The sequence below is a fragment of the Streptomyces sp. NBC_00285 genome (assembly GCF_036174265.1).
GTDB lineage: Bacteria > Actinomycetota > Actinomycetes > Streptomycetales > Streptomycetaceae > Streptomyces.
Genome location: NZ_CP108055.1, coordinates 7,850,073 through 7,870,955, shown reverse-complemented (window position 1 = coordinate 7,870,955; position 20,883 = coordinate 7,850,073). Strand labels below are relative to the sequence as shown.

Annotated in this window: 21 protein-coding genes and 2 pseudogenes; 13 read left to right on the top strand and 10 right to left on the bottom strand. The window is 70.1% G+C overall.

The annotated features are described in order from the left end of the window. The first annotated feature begins 2 nt into the window (after nt 1–2). Together OHT57_RS36325 and OHT57_RS36320 are read left to right on the top strand one after the other, a co-directional pair. A complete protein-coding gene (locus OHT57_RS36325; RefSeq protein ID WP_328750995.1) occupies nt 3–1,226 on the top strand; it encodes a cation:proton antiporter in 1,224 nt (407 codons plus the stop codon). A gap of 286 nt (nt 1,227–1,512) precedes the next feature. Then, nucleotides 1,513–2,508: a TAXI family TRAP transporter solute-binding subunit gene (locus tag OHT57_RS36320; protein ID WP_328750994.1), complete on the top strand. Its 996-nt coding sequence runs from the start codon at nt 1,513–1,515 to the stop codon at nt 2,506–2,508. 13 nt (nt 2,509–2,521) lie between these two features. On the opposite strand, the gene OHT57_RS36315 is transcribed toward OHT57_RS36320, so the two are convergent. Continuing rightward, a complete protein-coding gene (locus OHT57_RS36315) occupies nt 2,522–3,904 on the bottom strand; it encodes a sensor histidine kinase (RefSeq protein ID WP_328750993.1) in 1,383 nt (460 codons plus the stop codon). Between the two features lie 177 nt (nt 3,905–4,081). Next, nucleotides 4,082–4,768: a response regulator transcription factor gene (locus OHT57_RS36310; protein WP_328750992.1), complete on the bottom strand. Its 687-nt coding sequence runs from the start codon at nt 4,766–4,768 to the stop codon at nt 4,082–4,084. 300 nt (nt 4,769–5,068) lie between these two features. On the opposite strand from OHT57_RS36310, the gene OHT57_RS36305 reads away from it, so the two are divergent. The 7 genes from OHT57_RS36305 to OHT57_RS36280 all read left to right on the top strand — a co-directional run bounded on the left by OHT57_RS36305 (nt 5,069) and on the right by OHT57_RS36280 (nt 11,005). Beyond that, nucleotides 5,069–5,845: an amino acid ABC transporter ATP-binding protein gene (locus OHT57_RS36305; protein ID WP_328750991.1), complete on the top strand. Its 777-nt coding sequence runs from the start codon at nt 5,069–5,071 to the stop codon at nt 5,843–5,845. A 61-nt stretch (nt 5,846–5,906) separates the two neighbouring features. After that, nucleotides 5,907–6,755, top strand: coding sequence for a glutamate ABC transporter substrate-binding protein (locus OHT57_RS36300; RefSeq protein WP_328750990.1), 849 nt, complete (start codon nt 5,907–5,909; stop codon nt 6,753–6,755). A gap of 103 nt (nt 6,756–6,858) precedes the next feature. After that, nucleotides 6,859–7,527, top strand: a complete 669-nt coding sequence (locus OHT57_RS36295) for an amino acid ABC transporter permease (RefSeq protein ID WP_328750989.1) — start codon at nt 6,859–6,861, stop codon at nt 7,525–7,527. Then, on the top strand, nt 7,524–8,438 hold the full coding sequence (locus OHT57_RS36290; protein WP_328750988.1) for an amino acid ABC transporter permease: 915 nt from the start codon (nt 7,524–7,526) through the stop codon (nt 8,436–8,438). The genes OHT57_RS36295 and OHT57_RS36290 overlap by 4 nt, the downstream gene beginning before the upstream one ends. 188 nt (nt 8,439–8,626) lie before the next feature. After that, nucleotides 8,627–10,231, top strand: a complete 1,605-nt coding sequence (locus OHT57_RS36285; RefSeq protein ID WP_328750987.1) for an FAD-dependent monooxygenase — start codon at nt 8,627–8,629, stop codon at nt 10,229–10,231. A gap of 116 nt (nt 10,232–10,347) precedes the next feature. Then, nucleotides 10,348–10,395: a hypothetical protein gene (locus tag OHT57_RS47520; protein WP_309506048.1), complete on the top strand. Its 48-nt coding sequence runs from the start codon at nt 10,348–10,350 to the stop codon at nt 10,393–10,395. A 76-nt stretch (nt 10,396–10,471) separates the two neighbouring features. Then, nucleotides 10,472–11,005: a cysteine dioxygenase gene (locus OHT57_RS36280; protein WP_328750986.1), complete on the top strand. Its 534-nt coding sequence runs from the start codon at nt 10,472–10,474 to the stop codon at nt 11,003–11,005. Nucleotides 11,006–11,265: 260 nt separating this feature from the next. Here the strand turns inward: OHT57_RS36280 and recX are convergent, their stop codons facing one another. Then, nucleotides 11,266–12,195, bottom strand: a complete 930-nt coding sequence (recX, locus tag OHT57_RS36275) for a recombination regulator RecX (RefSeq protein WP_328750985.1) — start codon at nt 12,193–12,195, stop codon at nt 11,266–11,268. A 4-nt stretch (nt 12,196–12,199) separates the two neighbouring features. Then, nucleotides 12,200–13,327, bottom strand: a complete 1,128-nt coding sequence (gene recA / locus OHT57_RS36270; protein ID WP_328750984.1) for a recombinase RecA — start codon at nt 13,325–13,327, stop codon at nt 12,200–12,202. Between the two features lie 332 nt (nt 13,328–13,659). On the opposite strand from recA, the gene OHT57_RS36265 reads away from it, so the two are divergent. Together OHT57_RS36265 and OHT57_RS36260 are read left to right on the top strand one after the other, a co-directional pair. Beyond that, a complete protein-coding gene (locus tag OHT57_RS36265; RefSeq protein ID WP_328750983.1) occupies nt 13,660–14,067 on the top strand; it encodes a hypothetical protein in 408 nt (135 codons plus the stop codon). Between the two features lie 29 nt (nt 14,068–14,096). After that, nucleotides 14,097–14,873: a hypothetical protein gene (locus OHT57_RS36260; RefSeq protein ID WP_328753424.1), complete on the top strand. Its 777-nt coding sequence runs from the start codon at nt 14,097–14,099 to the stop codon at nt 14,871–14,873. 10 nt (nt 14,874–14,883) lie between these two features. On the opposite strand, the gene OHT57_RS36255 is transcribed toward OHT57_RS36260, so the two are convergent. Continuing rightward, on the bottom strand, nt 14,884–16,140 hold the full coding sequence (locus tag OHT57_RS36255) for an AI-2E family transporter (protein ID WP_328750982.1): 1,257 nt from the start codon (nt 16,138–16,140) through the stop codon (nt 14,884–14,886). A gap of 125 nt (nt 16,141–16,265) precedes the next feature. Continuing rightward, nucleotides 16,266–16,460, bottom strand: a complete 195-nt coding sequence (locus tag OHT57_RS36250; RefSeq protein ID WP_328750981.1) for a DUF3046 domain-containing protein — start codon at nt 16,458–16,460, stop codon at nt 16,266–16,268. A gap of 79 nt (nt 16,461–16,539) precedes the next feature. Here OHT57_RS36250 and OHT57_RS36245 point away from each other — a divergent pair, with 79 nt between their 5' ends. Continuing rightward, nucleotides 16,540–17,484 carry a hypothetical protein gene (locus OHT57_RS36245; RefSeq protein ID WP_328750980.1) on the top strand — a complete coding sequence of 315 codons (945 nt, stop codon included), beginning with the start codon at nt 16,540–16,542 and terminating at the stop codon, nt 17,482–17,484. Between the two features lie 31 nt (nt 17,485–17,515). On the opposite strand, the gene OHT57_RS36240 is transcribed toward OHT57_RS36245, so the two are convergent. Beyond that, nucleotides 17,516–17,824, bottom strand: a complete 309-nt coding sequence (locus OHT57_RS36240) for an AzlD domain-containing protein (RefSeq protein ID WP_328750979.1) — start codon at nt 17,822–17,824, stop codon at nt 17,516–17,518. Next, nucleotides 17,821–18,123: pseudogene (locus OHT57_RS36235) on the bottom strand (AzlC family ABC transporter permease); the annotation flags it as partial. The gene OHT57_RS36240 and the pseudogene OHT57_RS36235, both read right to left, overlap by 4 nt. Before the next feature lie 229 nt (nt 18,124–18,352). Here OHT57_RS36235 and OHT57_RS36230 point away from each other — a divergent pair. Beyond that, nucleotides 18,353–19,543, top strand: a complete 1,191-nt coding sequence (locus OHT57_RS36230) for an IS110 family transposase (RefSeq protein ID WP_328743927.1) — start codon at nt 18,353–18,355, stop codon at nt 19,541–19,543. 13 nt (nt 19,544–19,556) lie between these two features. On the opposite strand, the pseudogene OHT57_RS36225 reads toward OHT57_RS36230, so the two are convergent. After that, nucleotides 19,557–19,973: pseudogene (locus OHT57_RS36225) on the bottom strand (AzlC family ABC transporter permease); the annotation flags it as partial. Beyond that, the gene (locus OHT57_RS36220; RefSeq protein ID WP_328750978.1) at nt 19,865–20,854 is read right to left on the bottom strand and encodes an AraC family transcriptional regulator; all 990 of its coding nucleotides are present in this window, start codon (nt 20,852–20,854) and stop codon (nt 19,865–19,867) included. The gene OHT57_RS36220 and the pseudogene OHT57_RS36225, both read right to left, overlap by 109 nt. Between the last annotated feature and the right edge of the window lie 29 nt (nt 20,855–20,883).

The window sequence follows — 20,883 nt, the reverse complement described above, 5'->3', positions numbered from 1 at the left end:
CCATGCACTCCGCAGTCCTCCTGATCGAGTTCGGCTCGATCATCCTCGGCCTTGGCCTTCTGGGCCGTTTCGCCGCCCGCTTCCGTCTCTCCCCCATCCCTCTCTACCTCCTGGCCGGCCTGGCCTTCGGCGAGGGCGGGCTGCTACCGCTGGGCGCGAGTGAGGAGTTCGTCTCGATAGGCGCCGAAATAGGCGTCATTCTCCTCCTGTTGATGCTCGGTCTGGAGTACACGGCCGGCGACCTGGTCACCAACCTCAAGGCCCACTACCCCTCCGGCCTGGTCGACGGCGCCCTCAACGCCCTCCCCGGCGCAGCGGCCGCCCTCCTCCTCGGCTGGGGCCCGGTGGCGGCCGTGGTCCTGGCGGGCGTCACCTGGATCTCCTCCTCGGGCGTCATCGCGAAGGTCCTGGGCGACCTGGGCCGGGTCGGCAACCGGGAGACCCCGGTCATCCTGAGCGTCCTGGTCCTGGAGGACCTGGCGATGGCGGTGTACCTGCCCATCGTCACGGCGCTCGTCGCCGGCGCGGGCCTCCTGGCCGGAAGCCTGACCCTGGCGATCGCGCTCGGAGCGGCGGGCCTGGTCCTCTTCGTCGCGGTCCGCTACGGCCGCCTGATCTCCCGCTTCGTCTCCAGCGACGACCCGGAGAAGCTCCTCCTGGTGGTCCTGGGCCTGACGATCCTGGTGGCAGGCGTGGCCCAACAGCTCCAGGTATCGGCGGCGGTGGGCGCGTTCCTCGTCGGCATAGCCCTCTCGGGCGAGGTGGCGGAGGGCGCCCACACCCTCCTGAGCCCTCTGAGGGACCTCTTCGCGGCGGTCTTCTTCGTCTTCTTCGGCCTGCACACGGACCCGGCGAGCATCCCCCCGGTCCTGGTCCCCGCCCTCGCCCTCGCCGTGATCACGGCGGCCACAAAGATCGCCACCGGCTACTGGGCGGCCCGACGAGCCGGAATCTCCCCCAAGGGCCGCTGGCGCACGGGCGGCGCCCTGGTGGCCCGCGGCGAGTTCTCCATCGTCATTGCGGGCCTGGCCGTCTCGGCCGGCATAGAACCCTCCCTGGGCCCCCTGGCCACGGCCTACGTCCTCATCCTGGTCATCATCGGCCCCCTGACGGCCCGCTACACAGAACCCCTGGCCACAAGACTGACCGCCCGCCGCAACGCCGCGAAGTCACCGGAGACCCCCTCACCCTTGACGGAGGCGTCGATCAGCCGCGACGGCGCCTGAAAAGACACGGCGCCGGCCCGCAGTTCCCCAAACCGCCGGGTGGGCCAAGGCGACACACACCCCCACGGACCGTCAGTCGCCGACGGCCCCGACCCACCCACCGAACCGAAACAGGCCGCCGCAGGCATATAAGGGGCGCGGGGAACTGCGCAAAAAACGCCCGCCCCCACCAACCCGCACGCGCCCTGCCGGCCCCACCGCCACCCACCGAACCCCCACACCCGCCCCGCCGCAGGCACCCGCGCGCCCTGGCCAGCTCCCCACACCCCCTGGCAGGATCACCGGCATGTCCAAGCCGTTCCCCCGCCTCAGCCGCCGCCAGGCGCTCCAGACCGCGGCCGCCACCCTCGTGGCCCTCGGCCTGCTCCTGTGGTGGCTGCTCCCTCTCGGCGAGGACCCCCCGAGCGGAACCATCACCTTCAGCACCGGCACCCGCGCAGGCGTCTACCAGAAGTACGGCGTGCTCCTGCGCGACGAGCTCCACAGGGACATGCCCGACCTGAAGGTGAAGCTGGAGACCACCGCCGGCTCCCAGGAGAACGTCAGGCTGGTGGCGACCGGCAAGTCCGACTTCGCGATCGCCGCGGCCGACGCCGTCGAGACCTACCAACAGAACGGCGACCCCGGCGCCGACCGGCTCCGCGGAGTCGCCCGCCTCTACGACGACTACGTCCAGCTGGTCGTCCCGTCCGACTCGGACATCCACACGCTGGCCGACCTCAGGGGCAAGCGGGTCTCCATCGGCGTCCCCAACTCCGGTGTCCGGCTGATCGCGGACCGCGTGCTCACCGCCGCAGGCATCGACCCGGACAAGGACATCCAGCCGAGGGCGGAGGGCATCGACACCGGCCCCAATCTCCTGGGTCACGGCCTGGACGCGTTCTTCTGGTCCGGCGGTCTGCCCACCGACGGTCTGAAGCAGTTGGCCGAACGTTCCGCCTTCCGTTTCGTCCCGATCGAGCCCTCTCTCGTGGCGAAGCTGCACGCCGAGGGCGAGCCCACCCGCTACTACCGCGCCACCAACATGCCGGCGTCGGCGTACCCGTCCGTCCAGAACAACAGAACCGTCCCGACGATGGCCGTCTCCAACCTGCTGATCACCCGCAAGGACATGGACCCCGAGCTCACCGAGTGGCTCACCAGGACCGTCATCAAGAGCAGGGACGGCATCGGCCGCGACGTCCACTCCGCCCAACTGGTCGACGTACGCACCGCGATCTACACCGACCCGGTACCCCTCCAGGAGGGCGCCCGCCGCTACTACCGATCGGTCAAGCCGTAGGCCGTGGAGAGCCTCAAGCCGTAGGCCGACTACGCGGCACGGACACCGTCACCACCAGGCCGTGCGGTTCATGACGCCCGTACGAGATCGTCCCGCCGCCGGCCGCCAGCAGTGTCCGCGAGATGGACAGCCCCAGACCGGACCCCTTGACGTTCTGGTGCCGCCCGCTGCGCCAGAACCGGTCGCCGACCCGGGCGAGTTCCTCGTCGGTGAGCCCGGGTCCGAGGTCGGTGACCACGATGGTCGAGGTGTCCCCGTCCGCGGCGACCGTGACCTGGACGGTCTCGTCCTTCGGCGTGAACTTGACCGCGTTGTCGATGACCGCGTCGAGCGCGCTGGAGAGGGTGACGGGGTCGGCCCAGGCGGTGGTGGGCGGGCAACTCCCCATCAGCCGCACACCCTTGGCCTCGGCGGTGGGAGCCCAGGCGGCGACGCGCTCGGCGGTGAGCTCCCCGATGTCGGTGATCCTCAGGTCCGCCTCGGCGTGCTCGGCGAGCGCAAGGTCGAGAAGGTCGTCGAGGACCTGCGCGAGGCGCTTTCCCTCGGCCTGGACGGAGGCGATCTCCGCGTTGCCCGGGGGGAGTTCGAAGGCGAGCAGTTCGATGCGCAGCATCAGGGCGGCGAGCGGGTTCCGCAACTGGTGCGACGCGTCGGCGACGAAGGCCCGCTGCTGTTCCAGCACGTCCTCGACGTTGTCCGCCATCTCGTTGAACGACCGTGCCAGGCGCCGGAGTTCGGGTGGTCCGCCGGCGACCGCGACGCGGGACTTCAGGGCCCCGCTCGCGATGGAGTGGGTGGTGGCGTCGAGCACCCGTACGGGCCTGAGCACCCAGCCGGTGAGCCGCAGCGCTGCGCCGACGGCCAGCAGCATGGCGGCGAGTTCACCGGCGAAGATGACAAGCCAGTCGCGCAGGATCCGCGAACGCATCGACCCGGTGGGCGAGTCGGTGACGACGACCGCGACGACGTCACCGTCCCGGATCACCGGCGAGGCGACGACCAGCCGGCCCCGCTGCCAGGGCCACACCTGCTTCGGGTCCTGGCTGCGGCGGCTGAGCAGCGCCTCGCCGAACGCGTCGCGCACCTCGCCCTCCCGGGGGAGGAACCACCCGCGCGGCGCGGTGGCCATGGGCACATCACCGTCGTAGAAGACGCCGACGCGAATGCCGTAGACCTTGTAGTAGCTGGCGAGTTCGCTCTCCAGGGTCTCCAGGCGCTCGTCCGAGGCGTCGGTGACGAACTGTGCGAGCGCGGCGAAGTGCGCGGTGTCGTCGATGCGGTCGACGACGACCTTCTGCTGCTGCGCGGAGGCCACGCCGACGGCGAGCGGCACCCCGAGAGCCATCAGGACGGCCGCCATGAGGACGATGAGCAGCGGAAGAAGACGTGTGCGCACAGAGTCCCCTACGCCCCGCCCGGCAGACCGTGCCGCGACCGGCTGCCGACACACGCGCACGCGCCTGCGCGCACGCGGGCAGCGCCGGTCCGGCCCTCACCCGCCTTCACAGCCACCGTCCGTCTCCTCGCTCCGCAGCCCGCCCCGGCGGCAGGGCCGCCTGTTCCGTCGCCGCTCTCACACCGCAGGGGCGACAAGTCGGTACCCCACTCCCCGCACCGTCTCGATCAGCGCCGGCATCCGCAGTTTCGCGCGCAGGGACGCCACGTGCACCTCCAGGGTGCGTCCGGTCCCCTCCCAGCTGGTGCGCCAGACCTCGCTGATGATCTGCTCACGGCGGAAGACCACTCCGGGCCGCTGGGCGAGCAGGGCGAGGAGGTCGAACTCCTTGCGGGTGAGCTGGACGACCGTGCCGTCCACGGTGACCTGACGGGTCGGCAGTTCGATGCGTACGGCGCCGAGGAGCAGCGCGGCGTCCCCGCCGTCCTGGACGTCCTCGTGGACGGTGCGCCGGCTGACGGCGTGGATACGGGCGAGCAGTTCCCCGGTGTCGTACGGCTTGACCACGTAGTCGTCGGCACCGAGGTTGAGCCCGTGGATGCGGGAGCGCACGTCGGCCCGCGCGGTGACCATGATCACCGGGGTGCTGGTGCGCTTGCGGATCTTGCCGCACACCTCGTAGCCGTCCTGGTCGGGCAGCCCGAGGTCGAGGAGCACGACCCCGAAGCCGTCACTCTCCGGGATGAGCGCCCTGAGCGCTTCCTCGCCGCTGCGGGCGTGCGTGACGTCGAAACCGTGCCGGGCGAGAACCGCGGACAGCGCGGCGGCCACATGGTTGTCGTCCTCGACGAGGAGAAGTCTCACCCCGGCCCCCTTGACCCATCGGACGTACTATCTGAATATGCGGTGAACAGGTACGAATACGTGTGCGCCCAAGCGCATGCGCACCGTGCAGTCATGCTGATGGACGAGGACGGCGTCAAGAGGGTTCCGGTTGCGCCGCGGTTCCGTTATCCGGCCGATATGCGCACTGGTGACAAGTGCTACGACACGTGTCCGATTGCTATCGGATCGTGATGCTCAGATTCCCCTCAAGAGTGATGACGCTGGTCGCGTGAGGTTACTACTGTCCTCCGAAACCGAGGAGGACGGAGCCAGAGAGCGATGACCGAAGTATCGGTGGCCAAGGAAGATGCGATCCCCGCCGGCGAGCTGGTCGTCCTGAAGAGCGTCAACAAGCACTTCGGCGCGTTGCACGTACTCCAGGACATCGACCTGACGATCGCCCGCGGCGAGGTCGTCGTGGTCATCGGACCCTCCGGGTCCGGGAAGTCCACCCTGTGCCGCACCATCAACCGTCTGGAGACGATCGACGCCGGTTCGATCACCATCGACGGCAAGCCACTGCCCCAGGAAGGCAAGGAACTGGCCCGGCTGCGCGCCGACGTCGGAATGGTCTTCCAGTCCTTCAACCTGTTCGCGCACAAGACCGTGCTCGAGAACGTGATGCTGGGCCAGATCAAGGTCCGCAAGGCCGACAAGAAGGACGCCGAGGACAAGGCGCGCGCCCTGCTCGACCGGGTCGGCGTCGCCACCCAGGCGGACAAGTACCCCGCTCAGCTGTCCGGCGGTCAGCAGCAACGAGTCGCCATCGCGCGGGCGTTGGCGATGGACCCCAAGGTCATGCTCTTCGACGAGCCCACGTCGGCGCTCGACCCTGAGATGATCAACGAGGTGCTGGAGGTCATGCAGCAGCTCGCCCGCGACGGGATGACCATGATCGTCGTGACGCACGAGATGGGTTTCGCACGATCGGCCGCAAACCGCGTGGTGTTCATGGCGGACGGCCGGATCGTCGAGGAGGCTGCGCCCGACCAGTTCTTCAGCAACCCGCGCAGCGACCGTGCCAAGGACTTCCTGTCGAAGATCCTGCACCACTGACGTGCCACCCGGATCGACCACCGACGGCTCTCATCTCCTCACCACCCAAAGGATGTTCATCATGAAGCTCCGCAAGGTCACCGCCGCCTCGGCAGCCGTCCTCGCCCTCGCCCTGTCCGCGACCGCCTGCGGTGGCGACAGCAAGGACGACTCGGGCTCGAGCTCCAGCGGCGGCGGTGGCGGCAAGATCAAGATCGGCATCAAGTTCGACCAGCCGGGCCTCGGCCTGAAGGAGCCCGACGGTTCCTACGCCGGTTTCGACGTGGACGTGGCGACGTACGTGGCCAAGCAGCTCGGTTACTCGGCCGACAAGATCGAGTGGGTCGAGACCAAGAGCGCCGACCGTGAGAACGCGCTCTCCCGTGGCGACGTGAAGCTCATCGCGGCCACCTACTCGATCAACGACGAGCGCAAGAAGAAGGTCGACTTCGCCGGCCCGTACCTGCTGGCCCACCAGGACCTGCTGATCAAGAAGGACTCCAAGATCAGCGAGGCCACGGACCTCAACGGCGAGAAGCTGTGTTCCGTGACCGGTTCCACCTCGGCTCAGAACGTCAAGGACGACTTCGCCCCGAAGGCCCAGCTGAAGCAGTACGGCGGCTACTCGGAGTGCATCGCCGGCCTGCAGAGCGGCGCCGTCGACGCGGTGACCACGGACGACTCGATCCTCGCGGGCTTCGCGTCGCAGGACAAGTACAAGGGCCAGTTCAAGCTCGCCGGCCTCAAGCTCAGCAACGAGAACTACGGCATCGGTGTGAAGAAGGACGACACGGCGACCCTGAACAAGGTCAACGCGGCCCTGACGAAGATGGTCAGCGACGGCTCCTGGCAGAAGGCCGTCGACAAGAACTTCGGCCCGGCCGGCTACAAGAACGAGCCCGCCCCGAAGGTCGGCGTCATCGTCAAGTAACGCAAGGGAACCCCCGGCGCGCCGCCGCCCGCCACGATCAGGGCGGCGGCGCGCCGCGCCCATTCATACGCCACATGCCACACACCCGGAAGCGCGGGAGATCGTGTTCGACTTTCTAGAAGGTTACGACGTCCTCGGGGCGTTCTGGATGACGGTGAAACTCACCGTCCTGTCCGCCGTCGGCTCCCTGATCTGGGGCACCCTGCTCGCCGGGATGCGGGTCAGCCCGGTTCCGCTGATGCGCGGGTTCGGCACCGCGTACGTCAACATCGTCCGGAACATCCCCCTGACCGTCATCATCGTCTTCACCTCGCTCGGCCTCGCCGACATCTTCGGTGTGACGATGGGCGCGGCGGACAACTTCGACGTCCAGGGCTTCCGGCTGGCGGTGCTCGGTTTCACCGCCTACACCGCGGCCTTCGTCTGCGAGGCGATCCGGTCCGGCATCAACACGGTGCCGCTCGGCCAGGCCGAGGCTGCCCGCGCGATCGGGCTCAACTTCAGCCAGACCCTGCGCCTCATCGTGCTGCCACAGGCCTTCCGCGCGGTCATCAACCCGCTGGCCAACGTGCTGATCGCGCTGACCAAGAACACCACCGTGGCCGCCGCGATCGGCGTGGCCGAGGCGGCCGCGCTGATGAAGACGATGATCGAGAACGAGGCCCAGACACTCGCCATCGGCGCGGTCTTCGCGTTCGGCTTCGTGGTACTGACCCTGCCGACCGGCCTCTTCCTCGGCTGGCTCGCGAAGCGACTGGCGGTGAAGCGATGAGCTCGGTCCTCTACGACACTCCGGGACCCCGCGCCAAACGGCGCAACGTCCTCCTGTCGGTCGTCTTCACCCTCCTGCTCCTCCTCACCCTGTGGTGGGTGTGGCAGAAGATGGACGACAAGAACCAGCTGGAGTGGAACCTCTGGGAGCCCTTCACCACCGGCGAGGCCTGGACGACCTACCTCCTGCCCGGCCTCGGCAACACCCTCAAGGCCGCGGCGATCTCCATGGTGATCGCCCTCCCGCTGGGCGCCGTCTTCGGCATCGCCCGTATGTCCGACCACGCCTGGGTGCGGGGCGTGGCCGGCACGGTGGTCGAGTTCTTCCGGTCCATCCCGGTGCTGCTGCTGATGCTGTTCGCCAACGAGTTCTACGTCCGCTCCTCCATGGGGATCAGCAGCGAGGAACGGCCCCTCTACGCCGTGGTCACCGGCCTGGTGCTGTACAACGCGTCGGTGCTCGCCGAGGTCGTCCGGGCCGGCATCCTCTCCCTGCCCAAGGGACAGACGGAAGCGGCCTACGCGGTCGGTCTGCGCAAGGGCCAGACGATGACCAGCATCCTGCTCCCGCAGGCGGTCACCGTGATGCTGCCGGCGATCGTCAGCCAGCTGGTCGTCATCGTGAAGGACACCGCGCTGGGCGGCGTGATGCTGGGCTTCACCGAGCTGCTCAACTCGCGCAGCACGCTGGCGGCGAACTACGCCAACGTCATCCCCAGCTTCATCGTGGTGGGGATCGTCTTCATCGTGGTCAACTTCCTCCTCACCAGCTTCGCGAGCTGGCTGGAGCAGAGGCTGCGGCGCAGCAAGAAGAGCACGGGCGCCGTCATCGGCGATGACCCGGCGGAGATCAACCCCGCGGCGGTGCGCGGCACCTACGGGACCGGCGAGAACGCCGGCGGCGGATTCTGATGATCAGTCAAGTAGCCTGAACCACAAGCGTGAACGACACGGAGGCAGTGGCATGATCGCCACTGCCTCCGTCACTTGACGCAAGCACCGGCAATGGGTTGCATACGTTCTGTGATCGTGCACCCTGCCCCAATCTCCTGTTCACATACGTCTCTCGGGTCTTCGCTGCGGGCAGGGGGCGCCGCGCCGTGGACCCGGTGATCATCGTCGGAGCGGGGCCCGTCGGGCTCACGCTCGCCTTGGCGCTGGCGCGCCAGGAGGTCCCCTCCGTGGTCCTCGACGAGGGTCCGGGCAAGGACGAACCCCGCCTGGCCCGTACGGCCGTACTGCATGAGGACACCGCCGCCCTCATGGCCCGGCTGACCGGAGTGCCGGTCGCCGAGCTGGGCGTGCACTGGGCCGGATGGCGGTCGATGCGCCGCAAGCAGGTGATGCGCGAGGTCGACTTCGAGGAGGCCGGGGACGCCCCCCTGCACCTCGTCCAGCACGTCCTGACCGGCGCCCTGCGCACCGCGCTCGCCGAGGAGCGGCTGACCAGGCTTGTCACGGACAGCCGTCTCGACACGATCGAGCAGGAGCCCGCGGGCGTCACCGCCCACACCCGCGGCGCCAAGGGCACATGGTGGCGCGGCAGTTACCTGATCGGCTGCGACGGCCCGCGGTCCACCGTGCGCAAGCTCCAGGACATCCGCTTTCCGGGCCGTACGGCGGTCGAGCGCCACGCGGTCGCCGCCCTGCGCACCGAACTCCCCTGGGAAGACCGGGCGTTGCTGCACCGGATGCCCCCCTGGCGAACGTCCGGCCCGTCTTCCGGCGAGATCACCGCCCGCCCGCTCCCCGACGGCGTGTGGCGACTGGACTGGCTGCTGCCGCCCGGCAAGGACCTGGTCACGCCCGAGCTCCTGGTGGCCCGCGTCCGGGAGACCCTCGCGGGCTGGACGGGCGGCTCGACGCCGCCGTACGAACTCCTCGACACCGGAGTCCACACCGTGCACCACCGGCTGGCCCGCCGCTGGCGCGCCGGACGGGTCTTCCTCGCGGGGGACTCGGCGCACTGTCTCGGGGCGCTCGGCACACAGGGCCTCGACGAGAGCCTCAGGGACGCCGACAACCTCGCCTGGAAACTGGCCCTGGCCTGGCACCACGGGCCGCACGAGGCGCTTCTCGACAGCTATCAGGCCGAGCGGCGCGCGGTCGTCGCCGGGCGGCTGCGCGCCGCGGACCAGGCGCTGCCGTTGCTGCGCGGCGGCGGGGGCCTGCGCTCGGTCGTCCCCGGTTCGGCCCGCGGCCACGACGCGTTGCTCACGGACGGTCACTTGGGGCGCGGCCCGCTGGGCGCGCCGGGGGCGTACGCCGACTCGCCCCTCGCACCCCGGCACCTCGAAGGGGAGGTGCCCGTCGACACCGAGGCGGGGGCCCCGGTCGCGGACGTGCGGGTGACCGCCGAGGACGGCTCGTTCGTACGGCTGCGCGACCGTCTGGGCCGGGGCGCGCTGCTCGTCGTCCTGATCGCGCCGGGCACCGGAGTGTGGGAGCGCAAGCACTGGGTGACCGCCGGAATCATGCCCCGGCTGGCCGCGGCGGTGACCGCGCTGCCGCACTCCGCCGAGCTGCTGGTCGCCGAGGAGTACCCGGGCGCGGCCCCGCACACGGTCCTTCTCGTACGGCCCGACGGCCACCTCGTCACGGCGCTGAGCGGAGTCCGCCCGGCGGACCTGTACTCGGCGGCCGAGACGGCGCTCGGCGGTCCTCCGGCGAAGACCGAGGCGAACGCGGGAGCCGGCTCACATTGACGTGCTCACCGTCACCGTGTGTCCACATAGTGACGGTGAGTTGAAACGCCCCGGACCCTCATGGTCTACTCCGGATCGTGACCGACACCTGTGTGCGCCTGTGGCGGAGGGTCCATATGGACCTCGTCCGCTATGCGGGCTGCGTGTGTCGCCCGTCCTGCTGAATTCGCCTCTTCCCTTCCTCGCGTGCCGCGCCTGTGCGGCGGCACGCCGTCGCGAACTCTCCTCAGGACGGTGCCCGTGTCCACCTCACCCGTTGTCCCCTCCGCTCCCTCCGTCGCGCCGCCGGCGCAGGCCGAACTCCTCGACTTCGTACGGCGTACGGCTGCCGACGCCGAGCTGATCGACTCCCTTCCGCTCGACCCGGAGGGCCGCACTTGGGTGCGCCTCGAAGGGCCCGGGGGCAGCGAGGCCTGGCTGATCGGCTGGCCGCCCGGCACCGGCACCGGCTGGCACGACCACGCCGAGTCGGTCGGCGCCTTCATCACCGCCGCAGGGGAGCTGAAGGAGAACTCCCTCGCCGCCCGGCTGCCCGCCGACGGCTGGAAGACGCTCGAACTCTCCGACGACGTGGACCGCGAGCGGCGGCTGCCGGCAGGCAAGGGCCGTTCCTTCGGGCAGCACCACGTCCACGAGGTGCTCAACCGGTCCACCGACCGCCACGCGATCTCCGTGCACGCCTACTACCCGCCCCTCCCTCAGATCCGCCGCTACAGCCGCACGGGCCAGGTCCTGCGTCTGGAGCACGTGGAACGTCCGGAGGACTGGCAGTGAGCGACAACCGTACGGCCCAACAGCCGCCCGCCTTCGGCGAGTTGCCGTAGCCGATGCGCGCGAATCGTCAGCGGGTCGGACCGCGGGAGTCGTACGGCGTCGCCCCGGCAGGTGACGTACTGCGGGTGGACATCCGGTAGCGGTCCTGCATTGAGCAGCCATGTATGAGCAGCGGCCTTGTATGAGCGGGCCGGGCTGGTCCCGGCCCCCTCCCCAGGTCCCGGCTCCTCGCCTGGCAGCTCCCCGGTGCCGCCCCAGGCTCAGAACCCCTCGTCGCCGAGGAACTCCGTCTCCTCGCCCTCCTCCTCCAGAGCCTGGCGGACCACCCGCAGGGCCATGCCCTCGGAGTAGCCCTTGCGGGCGAGCATGCCGGCGAGGCGGCGCAGTCGTTTGTCGCGGTCGAGGCCACGCGTGGCACGCAGCTTGCGGTCGACCAGCTCGCGCGCCGTCACCTCCTCCTGTTCGGAGTCGAGCTGCGAGACGGCCTCCTCGATCAGCATGGAGTCGACCCCCTTGGTCCGCAGCTCCTGGGCGAGCGCCCGCCGGGCGAGCCCCCGGCCATGGTGCCGGGACTCCACCCAGGCATCCGCGAACGCGCCGTCGTTGATCAGTCCGACCTCCTCGAACCGCGACAGCACCTCCTCGGCGGCGTCGTCCGGGATCTCCCGCTTGCGCAGGGCATCGGCGAGCTGCTTCCGCGTGCGCGGGGTCCCGGTGAGCAGGCGCAGGCAGATAGCCCGCGCCCGCTCCACCGGGTCCGCCGGAGGCTCCCCCTTCCCGGCCCTCGACGAGGAGGGGCCGCCTCCGTCCTCACCGGGCGGCGGCTCCCCGAAGCCGCGCCTGCGGTGTCCACGTCCCCCTGGTGGTGAGCCACCCTCACCACGTGCCCTGCGGCCGCCCCGGCGCCGGTCTCCACCGGGTGAGCCCGAGCCGTCCTCCGGCCACTCGCCGCCGTCCGGCACGCCCTCTCCCGGCCGGTCACCCTGGCTGGTGGCCTCGCCCGGCCAGTCGTCGAAGGGCCCACCGGTGCCGTACGACGACGTACTGCCGTATCCCTCGTCACCGCGCCGTGCGGCCTCTCCTCGATGGCTGCGCGGGCCCGTGTCCTCTCCATGGCCGGCGCCGCCCCTTCCCCGCTCACGCGGGGGGTCAGGGGAGGCGTGCTCGGTCCAGTCGGTTCGCCGTGTCACGGTCTCAGCTCTTGGCAGCCACGGCCTTGGTCTTGGCGGCCTTCGCCGCCGCAGGCGTGGACGCCGTCTTCGCGGCGTCGTCCGCCGGCGCGGTGGCCGCCGCGTCCGCACTCGGTTCGGCGGCCGGCTCCTCGGGCCGCACGCCGACGCCCAGCTTCTCCAGGATCTTCTTCTCGATCTCGTTGGCGAGGTCGGGGTTGTCCTTCAGGAAGTTGCGGGCATTCTCCTTGCCCTGTCCCAGCTGGTCGCCCTCGTACGTGTACCAGGCGCCGGCCTTACGGACGAAGCCGTTCTCCACGCCCATGTCGATCAGACCGCCCTCGCGGCTGATGCCGTGCCCGTAGAGGATGTCGAACTCGGCCTGCTTGAACGGCGGCGCGACCTTGTTCTTGACGACCTTGACGCGGGTGCGGTTGCCGACCGCGTCGGTGCCGTCCTTCAGCGTCTCGATGCGCCGGATGTCGAGCCGCACCGAGGCGTAGAACTTGAGCGCCCGGCCACCGGTCGTGGTCTCCGGCGAGCCGAACATCACGCCGATCTTCTCGCGGAGCTGGTTGATGAAGATCGCGGTGGTCCCGGACTGGCTCAGCGCACCGGTGATCTTACGGAGCGCCTGGCTCATCAGACGCGCCTGCAGACCCACGTGCGAGTCACCCATCTCGCCCTCGATCTCCGCGCGCGGCACGAGCGCAGCGACGGAGTCGATGACGATGAGATCGAGGGCACCGGAGCGGACCAGCATGTCCACGATCTCCAGGGCCTGCTCGCCGTTGTCCGGCTGGGACAGGATCAGGTTGTCGATGTCGACGCCGAGCTTCTTCGCGTACTCGGGGTCGAGGGCGTGCTCCGCGTCGATGAACGCCACCTGGCCGCCGGCCCTCTGGGCGTTCGCCACCGCGTGCAGGGTCAGGGTCGTCTTGCCGGAGGACTCCGGGCCGTACACCTCCACCACTCGGCCGCGCGGCAGGCCGCCGACACCGAGGGCGACATCGAGCGCGGTCGACCCGGTGGGGATGACTTCGATGGGCTCATTCGGCCGCTCGCCCAGGCGCATCACCGCGCCCTTGCCGAACTGCCGTTCAATCTGCGCGAGCGCGGCGTCCAACGCCTTGTCGCGGTCGGTTCCTGCCATGGGTTCCACCCGATTTGCTTGAGTCGATCGCTTCACGTCAAAGACGCTAACGCCTGCCACTGACAATGCGTCCCGACGCCCGTCCGGCCTGTGGATAACTCGGGTATCTCTCCATGCAAACCATGCTGAAACGCCCACCGCTGGCCTCGCCGGAGCTTCCATATGAATGGATGTTCGATTTTCGTGTCAAGCGCACCACGCGGCACCGGAGCTACTTCCTCCGCCGGGCTCCGGCAACCTCCTACGGGGCGCTCCGGCTACTCCCCCCGGCGTACTTCAGGTGCCTTCGACGGTACGACGACCGGGCGTACCGTCGTCGCGAGTCTTGTGCCATGGAAACCAGGACGAGCACCCGGGACACGAGCTGGAACACCCCGACCGTGGGCGGGCCGGCACGTCCCCCTGCCGTGATCGCGACCCGGTCCGTACCGCTCCTGCTGGCCGCGTCCGCCGCCGGGCGGACCGAGGTCCGGGCGGACCGTCCCGCGGCCCCGTCCGACCTGGTCGTTCCCCTCGTGACGTCGGGCCTGCTGATCCGGCGCGCGAACCTTCGGACGGCCGGCCCCGCCCTCGCGCCGGCTCTGTTCGTCGGCGCGGTCCTCGTCCCGAACACCGGTGAGCGGGTCCCCTTGGGGAACACAGCGCTCATCGCCTCGCCGCTCGCCGAGCGTGGCGCACTCGCCGCCCTGGCGCTCGCCGGGGCCGCGGCCACCCCGGCCCGGAAGGATGCGGCGGCCTGATGGATTCGGTTCCGGCAAAAGCGCCCGCGATGCCGGCACGGTCGTCGGTGCCGTCGCCGCTGACTTCCGGTGCACGCCGCGTGGAGCTTCTCTGCCACGTCACCGGGCTCGTCCTGGTCCTCTCCGGGCTCGCGCATCTGATCGTGTTCGCCGTGGACGGCGGCCCCTGGGACGGGCCGGTCTCCTGGCGCAAGCCGGTGACGTTCGGAGTGTCGTTCGGAGTGACGCTGATCGCGGTCACCTGGGTCACGTCGTATCTGCGCGTCGGCCCGCGGCTGCGCGCCCTGCTGCTCACGGTGTTCGCGGCCGACTGTGTGGTGGAGGTCGGCGGCATCACCCTCCAGGCGTGGCGCGGAGTGCCCTCGCACCTCGACATGGAGACCCCCTTCGACACGGCGGTGTCCATGACGCTCGCGGTGGGCGGCGGCATCCTCATGGTGTTGCTGACCGTGTTCGCCCTCGCGTCGTTCCGGCACCGGCCGTCGGGTCCCGCGGGGATGGACCTTGCGGTGCGGTCGGGGTTCGCGATCCTCCTCGTCGCACTCGCCTCGGGTGCCGCGATGATCGCGCGCGGTGTCGTCCTCACCCGTACCGGCCACCAGGAGGCGGCCTACCGCTCGACCGCCCCGCTCAAGCCGCTGCACGGCGTGAGCCTGCACGCGGTCCTGGTCCTGCCCGCACTGGCGTGGCTGCTGTCCCACGCGCCCTGGAGCGAGACAGCGCGGCGGCGGACCCTGTACGCGGCGATCGGCTGCTACGTGGCGGCCGTCATCGGCGCCGGGGTACGGGCCGCTCTCACCCACTGACCCGGCACCCTCAGGACGAGGGCGAGTCGTCGGCGGAGTCCTGCGGCCCCTGCCGCCGGTGCTCCCACAGCGCACGCGCGCGTGTGACCGGCGAGGGCCCGTCGCCCCCCTTCCGGTGCCCGTGGACCCGGGGATCGTCCGTGACGTCGTACCGCTTCACGTACGCCCCCAGGAACGCCTGAAGCGTGGCGACCGCAGGGATGGCGATCAGGGCGCCGACGGCACCGAGGAGAGCGGTACCCGCGATGACCGAGCCGAAGGCGACCGCGGGGTGGATGTCGACGGTCTTCGAGGTCAGCTTGGGCTGGAGCACATAGTTCTCGAACTGCTGGTAGATCACCACGAAGACGAGCACCCACAGCGCGTACCAGGGATCGACCGTGAAGGCGATCAGCATCGGCAGGGCGCCCGCGAGATAGGTGCCGATGGTCGGGATGAACTGCGAGACCAGGCCCACCCACACGGCGAGCACGGGCGCGTACGGCACGTCGAGGGCCTGGAGCAGTACGTAGTGCGCGACTCCTGAGACGAGCGCCATCAGACCGCGCGAGTAGATGTAGCCGCCCGTCTTGTCCACGGCGATCTCCCACGCGCGCAGCACCTCGGCCTGCCGGGCGGGCGGCAGGACGGAACAGATCGTGCGGCGCAGCCGCGGGCCGTCCGCGGCGAAGTAGAACGAGAACAGAGCGATCGTCAGCAGCTGGAAGAGGCCGCCGAGGACCTGGGCGGACACGTCCAGGACACCGGTGGCGCTGTTCTGCACGTAGTTGCGCAACCAGTCGGAGCGGAGCAGGCCCTCCTGGACGTCCACCCGCTTGAGGTCGGTGTGGAAGTGCCCGTTGATCCAGGCGATGACGGAGTCGAGGTAGTTCGGGAAGTCCTCGACGATCTTGATGATCTGGCCCGCGAGCATCGAGCCGAGCAGTGTGACGAAGCCCGCGACCGCGATCAGTACCGCGAAGAAGACGAGAAAGGTGGCGAGCCCCCTGCGCATGCCGCGCGCGGCCATCTTGCTCACCGCGGGTTCGATGGCAAGGGCCAGGAAGAACGCGATGAGGATGTTGATCAGCAGCCCGATGAGCTGATGGAAGGCCCAACTGCCCAGCTGGAACACGGCGATGAGGGCGAGCGCGAGCACCATGGCGCGCGGCAGCCAGCGTGGCATGCGGGCGTTCGGCCCGGTGCCGGCCGGGGGCCGGGAGGGCGGTGTCGTGCCGAACGGAGATGCCTGTGGGGCTGTCTGCCCGGTCTCGTCAGTGGGTGCCACGGACCAAGTCTCGCCCACGGGACTGACAATCGGCCGCCGTCCGGCGATCTTCGTGACCGGTCGGTGCCTCTTTCGTGAGATGTTCACGACCAGCGGGCACTTCTCCCCCGGATGTCCACGACCGCTCAGTGCCTTTCCCCCGGCACGTTCATGACGGTGCAGACCACGCGCCACACCTCCTTGGCGGCCCAGCCGGCGTCCAGCGCCTCGTGCACCGTGCGGCCACCGAGCTCCGTCATCACGTGATCGCGCGCGAAGGTGTCGGCGTACCCCGGACCGAAGTGTTCCGCCATCCGCTGCCAGAAGACCGTCAACCGCATGACTCCAGTATCCCGCCCTGAGGGTGGGCCTCGGCCGGGACCGCTTGCCGAGACCGCTTTCCGTCCTACGGTCTGACGCATGCCCGAAACAGGAGCTTCCCCACTCCCCCAGACGCCACCGGCGCACTCCCCGCTCTTCCGCGCCGAGCACTTCGTCTGGCTCACCGCGCGTGTGCTGGAACAGCGTCTGTTCGCGTACCACTTCCTCAACGGCGGCCCCGAGCCGGTGGAGACGGCCCTGGACGCCTACCGCAACGCGGACGGCGGGTACGGCCACGCGTTGGAACCCGATCTGCGCGGCCCGGTCAGCCAGCCCCTGCACACCGCTCACGCCCTGCGGGTCCTGGACGCCGTCGGACGCTGCGGCGGACAGCGCGTGGAGCGTGTGTGCCGCTACCTGACCTCCGTGTCCACCGCGGACGGCGCCCTGCCCGCGGTCACTCCCGCGCAGCGCGGCTATCCGACGGCCCCCTTCATGCCGGTCGTGGACGCCCCGCCGAGCGAGCTGCTCACCACCGGCCCCGTGGTCGGTCTGCTGCACCGCAACGAGGTGTGGCACGCCTGGCTGTTCCGGGCCACGGACTTCTGCTGGCAGGCGGTGGACTCCCTCCGGGTGTCCCACCCGTACGAGATCCAGGCCGCCCTGACCTTCCTGGACTCCGCCACGGACCGCTCGCGCGCGCAGGCGACCGCCGACCGCCTGGGCCGTCTGGTGCGCGAGCAGCGGCTGGCCGCGCTGGACCCCGGGAGCCTCGGCGCGTTCCCCGTATCCCCCGGCTACGCCCCGGGCGAGCACCACTTCCCGCACGACTACGCGAAGACACCGGACTCCCTGGCGCGCGCGTGGTTCACGGACGTCGAGATGGCCCGTTCACTGGACTTCCTCGCGGCCGACCAGCGGGAGGACGGCGGCTGGCCCATCCGCTGGCGCCAGTGGGCACCGGCCACCGCTCTCGAAGCCCGCCCCGTCGTGACGATCGAGGCCCTGCAGACTCTGCGCGCCTACGGCCGCGACGTGGGCTGAGCCGGCACAACGCGCGTGGGCCGGCGGTGCGTCACGCTCCTACGGCCCGCACGCCCGCCGTCACGACCACCGCGGCCGCGACCACGAGCAGGAACGGGGCCCGCAGAAACAGCGCCACGGCGGCCGCGGCCAGCCCGGCGGCCCGTGCGTCGAGCACCGGCACCCGTCCGTCGGCGAAGGTCTGCTGGGCGGTGAGCGCGGCCAGCAGAGCCACGGGCAGCAGTGCGGCGAGCCGCCTCACCGAGGGCCGGTCGACAACGCCCGCCGGTACGAGCAGCCCGACGAGCTTGACGGCGTAACACCCAAGGGCGGTGGCTCCGATGGCGATCCAGGTGTTCACCGCCCCTCCCCCCGCGCCCGCTCACGACGCCCGCGCACCCACAGGACGAGAGGCGCCGCGAGAGCGGCCGCCAGCACCGGCACACCGGCCGGCAGCACAGGAAGCAGACCGAGCCCGAGCAGCACGGCCAGCCCGGCCACGACCCGCTCGGTGCCGCTCTTCACCATGGGCGCCAGCAGCGCCAGGAAGACAGCGGGCCCGGCCGCGTCCAGCCCCCACGCACGCGTGTCACCGATCGCGTCGGCGCCCAGGGCACCCAGCAGGGTGGTCAGATTCCACAGCACATAAAGGCTCAGTCCTACCTTTCAAGGCGTGGGTCTGATCTGATCGTTCGTAGGATCAGAGGGGCCCGGGGGCTCCGGGTATGGCTGTAAAGGCTGAGCCGACAGATGGCTTACGGGACTTGGCCGCCCAGAGCCCCGCGACGACTCGACCGCTGATTGGGAGACGCGACTCGATCGCTGCTGTAGGACAACGTCGGCGAGGTCGTCTGCGGGATCAATGTCAGACGAACTGGCGGAGGGGCATATGTCCGAGATCTGGGCCGGGGTGGACATCGGCAAGACGCATCATCACACCGTGGTGATCAATGCAGAGGGCGAGCGGTTGCTGTCCCGCCGGACCCTGAACGACGAGAGTGAGCTGCTGGCGCTGATCGGCGAAGTGCTGGCGATATCCGACGATGCGCTTTGGGCCGTCGATCTCAACCACGGGGGCGCCGCCCTGCTGATCGGCCTGCTCATCGCCCACGACCAGCCAGTCGCCTACCTCACCGGCCTGGCGGTTCACCGAGCCTCGGCCACCTATCGGGGCGAGGGGAAGACCGACGCGAAAGACGCCTTCGTCATCGCCGACCAGGCCCGCGTCCGCCGGGACCTGGGACTGCTCAGGCCCGGGGAAGAGATCGCTGTCGACCTGCGCACCCTGACCACCCGGCGCCTTGACGTGGTCTTCGACCGCACCCGGCAGATCAACCGCCTCCGGGCCCAACTGCTGGAGATATTCCCTGCGTTGGAACGGGCGCTGGACTTGACCAACAAGGGTCCTGCGATCCTTCTGACCGGCTACCAGACGCCGTCAGCGATCCGCCGCGCAGGCGCGAAGCGGATCGAGACCTGGCTGAAGAACCGCAAGGTCAAAGGTGCCGCCGCACTCGCTCACATCGCCGTGGAAGCCGCCCGGGCCCAGCACACCACGCTGCCCGGCGAGAAACTGGCCGCCGCGATGGTGGCCCGCCTCGCGAAGGCGGTGCTGGCCCTCGACGAGGAGGTCGCGGAACTCGACGCCCTGGTCGAGGCCCGGTTTTGCGAACATCCCCACGCCGAGGTGATCCGCAGCCTGCCCGGTATGGGGCCCAGGCTCGGCGCCGAGTTCATCGCCGCGACGGGTGGCGACATGGATGCCTTCGGCAGTGCCGACCGCCTGGCCGGCTTCGCCGGCCTGGCCCCGCAGCCCCGCGACTCCGGCCGCGTAAGCGGCAACCTGCGCAGACCCCGCCGCTACCACCGCGGCCTGCTGCGGGCCATGTACTTGTCGGCGATGGCCAGCCTCAAGTCCTGCCCCGCCTCCAAGACGTACTACCAGCGAAAGCGGAGCGAAGGAAAGGGGCACAAGCAGGCTCTCCTCGCCCTCGCACGTCGACGCATCAACGTTCTGTGGGCGATGATCCGCGACAGCGAGTGCTATCACTCCTCACTTCCCACCACAGAAGCGGCTTGACATAAGCATTGGGAAGTCCCGTGACGGCGAACCCGATGCGGGCACCACGCCGCGTGGGCTGCGCCAGCGTGACCGCCGTCGTCTCGTCGATCACCCACTGGGCGGCGAAGGGCCGCACCGCGCGCGGAAGTGCGAGCAACTGCGACAGCCGCAGTCCGTAGAACGTGTTGCGCACCCCCAGGAAGAAGGCCCCGGCGGCCGCCGTAAGAGGACTGCCTCCGGCCGCGAGCGCTCCCACGAGGGCGAACTGGGACGCGCCCGTGAACACCAGGAGACTGAGCGCACAGGTCTGCGGCAGCGTGAGTCCGCTGCCGGCCGAGGTCACCCCGAAGGCGAAACCGGACAGTCCGACGGCCACCCCGACTCCGAGGGCGTCTCGTACGACGGCGGCGTCCGGCTTTCCTCCGCCATCGGCGTGCGTATCTGCGATTGCTGGTTGTTCTGCCACGCCTCGGACGTTAGAAGAGGCTGCTCGGAAGGGTCTTGTACGTTCTTGCGCTCCCGTTGGTAGGCCCCCGGGGGCACCCCGACGATCCGCGTGAAATGCCGGTTCAGATGAGGCTGGTCCGTGAACCCCACCTCGACGGCGGCGGACGCCGGACCGACCCCCGCGTCCAGCAGCCGCCGGGCCCGTCGCACCCGAGCGTCCGTCAGCCACGTGTGGGGCGGCATCCCGTAGACCCTTCGAAAGGCCCGCAACAGCGCGAACGGACTGGTCCCGAGATCCGCGGCCAGCCCCTCCAAGGTCGGCGGCTCGGCCATCCGCTCCTCCAGCACGGCACGCGCGCGCACGGCGGTCCGGGCCCCCGCAGACCGCACGTCCCGCTCCGGCAGCACCCCACCGTTCGAGCGCAGCAACCGCGTCACGGCAACCCGCAGCAAGGTGTCGGCGGCCAACGCGTTCCCCTCGTCCGCAGCCCGCAGGACCTGATGCACCAGACCGACCGCGTACGGATCATCGAGCACGGGCCGCACAAAGCCGGGTGCACCGCGCAGAGAGGTGGTCTCGGCGGCGATCGCGGCGACCACGTCGGGTGCCGGGTACACGGCCCCGTACCGCCAGCCCTCGGGCACCCCGGCCCGCCCCGTATGAGGCGTGTCGGGATTGACCAGCGCCAGCGTGCCGGTTCCCGCGTACTGATCGGCCCCCCGATGGTGAAAGACCTCCGCCCCCTCGGCGATGGCTGCGATCACGAAGTTCTCATGCGTATGCCGCACGAACGTCTTCCGCACATACCGGGCCCGCAGCAGATCGACCCCGGGCAGCCCGGCATAGCGCCAGTGCCGCGCCCGCTCGTCGAAACCCGCCATACTCCATTGTCACGCCGACGGCATCGGAT

Excerpts from the sequence above, each read along its gene's own strand:
- OHT57_RS36220 (WP_328750978.1), bottom strand. The coding sequence starts at position 20,854 with ATGGCGGGTTTCGACGAGCGGGCGCGGCACTGGCGCTATGCCGGGCTG.
- OHT57_RS36250 (WP_328750981.1), bottom strand. The coding sequence starts at position 16,460 with ATGCGGTTGACGGTCTTCTGGCAGCGGATGGCGGAACACTTCGGTCCG.
- recA (WP_328750984.1), bottom strand. The coding sequence starts at position 13,327 with ATGGCAGGAACCGACCGCGACAAGGCGTTGGACGCCGCGCTCGCGCAG.
- OHT57_RS36265 (WP_328750983.1), top strand. The coding sequence starts at position 13,660 with ATGGAAACCAGGACGAGCACCCGGGACACGAGCTGGAACACCCCGACC.
- OHT57_RS36290 (WP_328750988.1), top strand. The coding sequence starts at position 7,524 with ATGAGCTCGGTCCTCTACGACACTCCGGGACCCCGCGCCAAACGGCGC.
- OHT57_RS36230 (WP_328743927.1), top strand. The coding sequence starts at position 18,353 with ATGTCCGAGATCTGGGCCGGGGTGGACATCGGCAAGACGCATCATCAC.
- OHT57_RS36305 (WP_328750991.1), top strand. The coding sequence starts at position 5,069 with ATGACCGAAGTATCGGTGGCCAAGGAAGATGCGATCCCCGCCGGCGAG.
- OHT57_RS36325 (WP_328750995.1), top strand. The coding sequence starts at position 3 with ATGCACTCCGCAGTCCTCCTGATCGAGTTCGGCTCGATCATCCTCGGC.
- OHT57_RS36245 (WP_328750980.1), top strand. The coding sequence starts at position 16,540 with ATGCCCGAAACAGGAGCTTCCCCACTCCCCCAGACGCCACCGGCGCAC.
- OHT57_RS36320 (WP_328750994.1), top strand. The coding sequence starts at position 1,513 with ATGTCCAAGCCGTTCCCCCGCCTCAGCCGCCGCCAGGCGCTCCAGACC.
- OHT57_RS36300 (WP_328750990.1), top strand. The coding sequence starts at position 5,907 with ATGAAGCTCCGCAAGGTCACCGCCGCCTCGGCAGCCGTCCTCGCCCTC.
- OHT57_RS36260 (WP_328753424.1), top strand. The coding sequence starts at position 14,097 with ATGCCGGCACGGTCGTCGGTGCCGTCGCCGCTGACTTCCGGTGCACGC.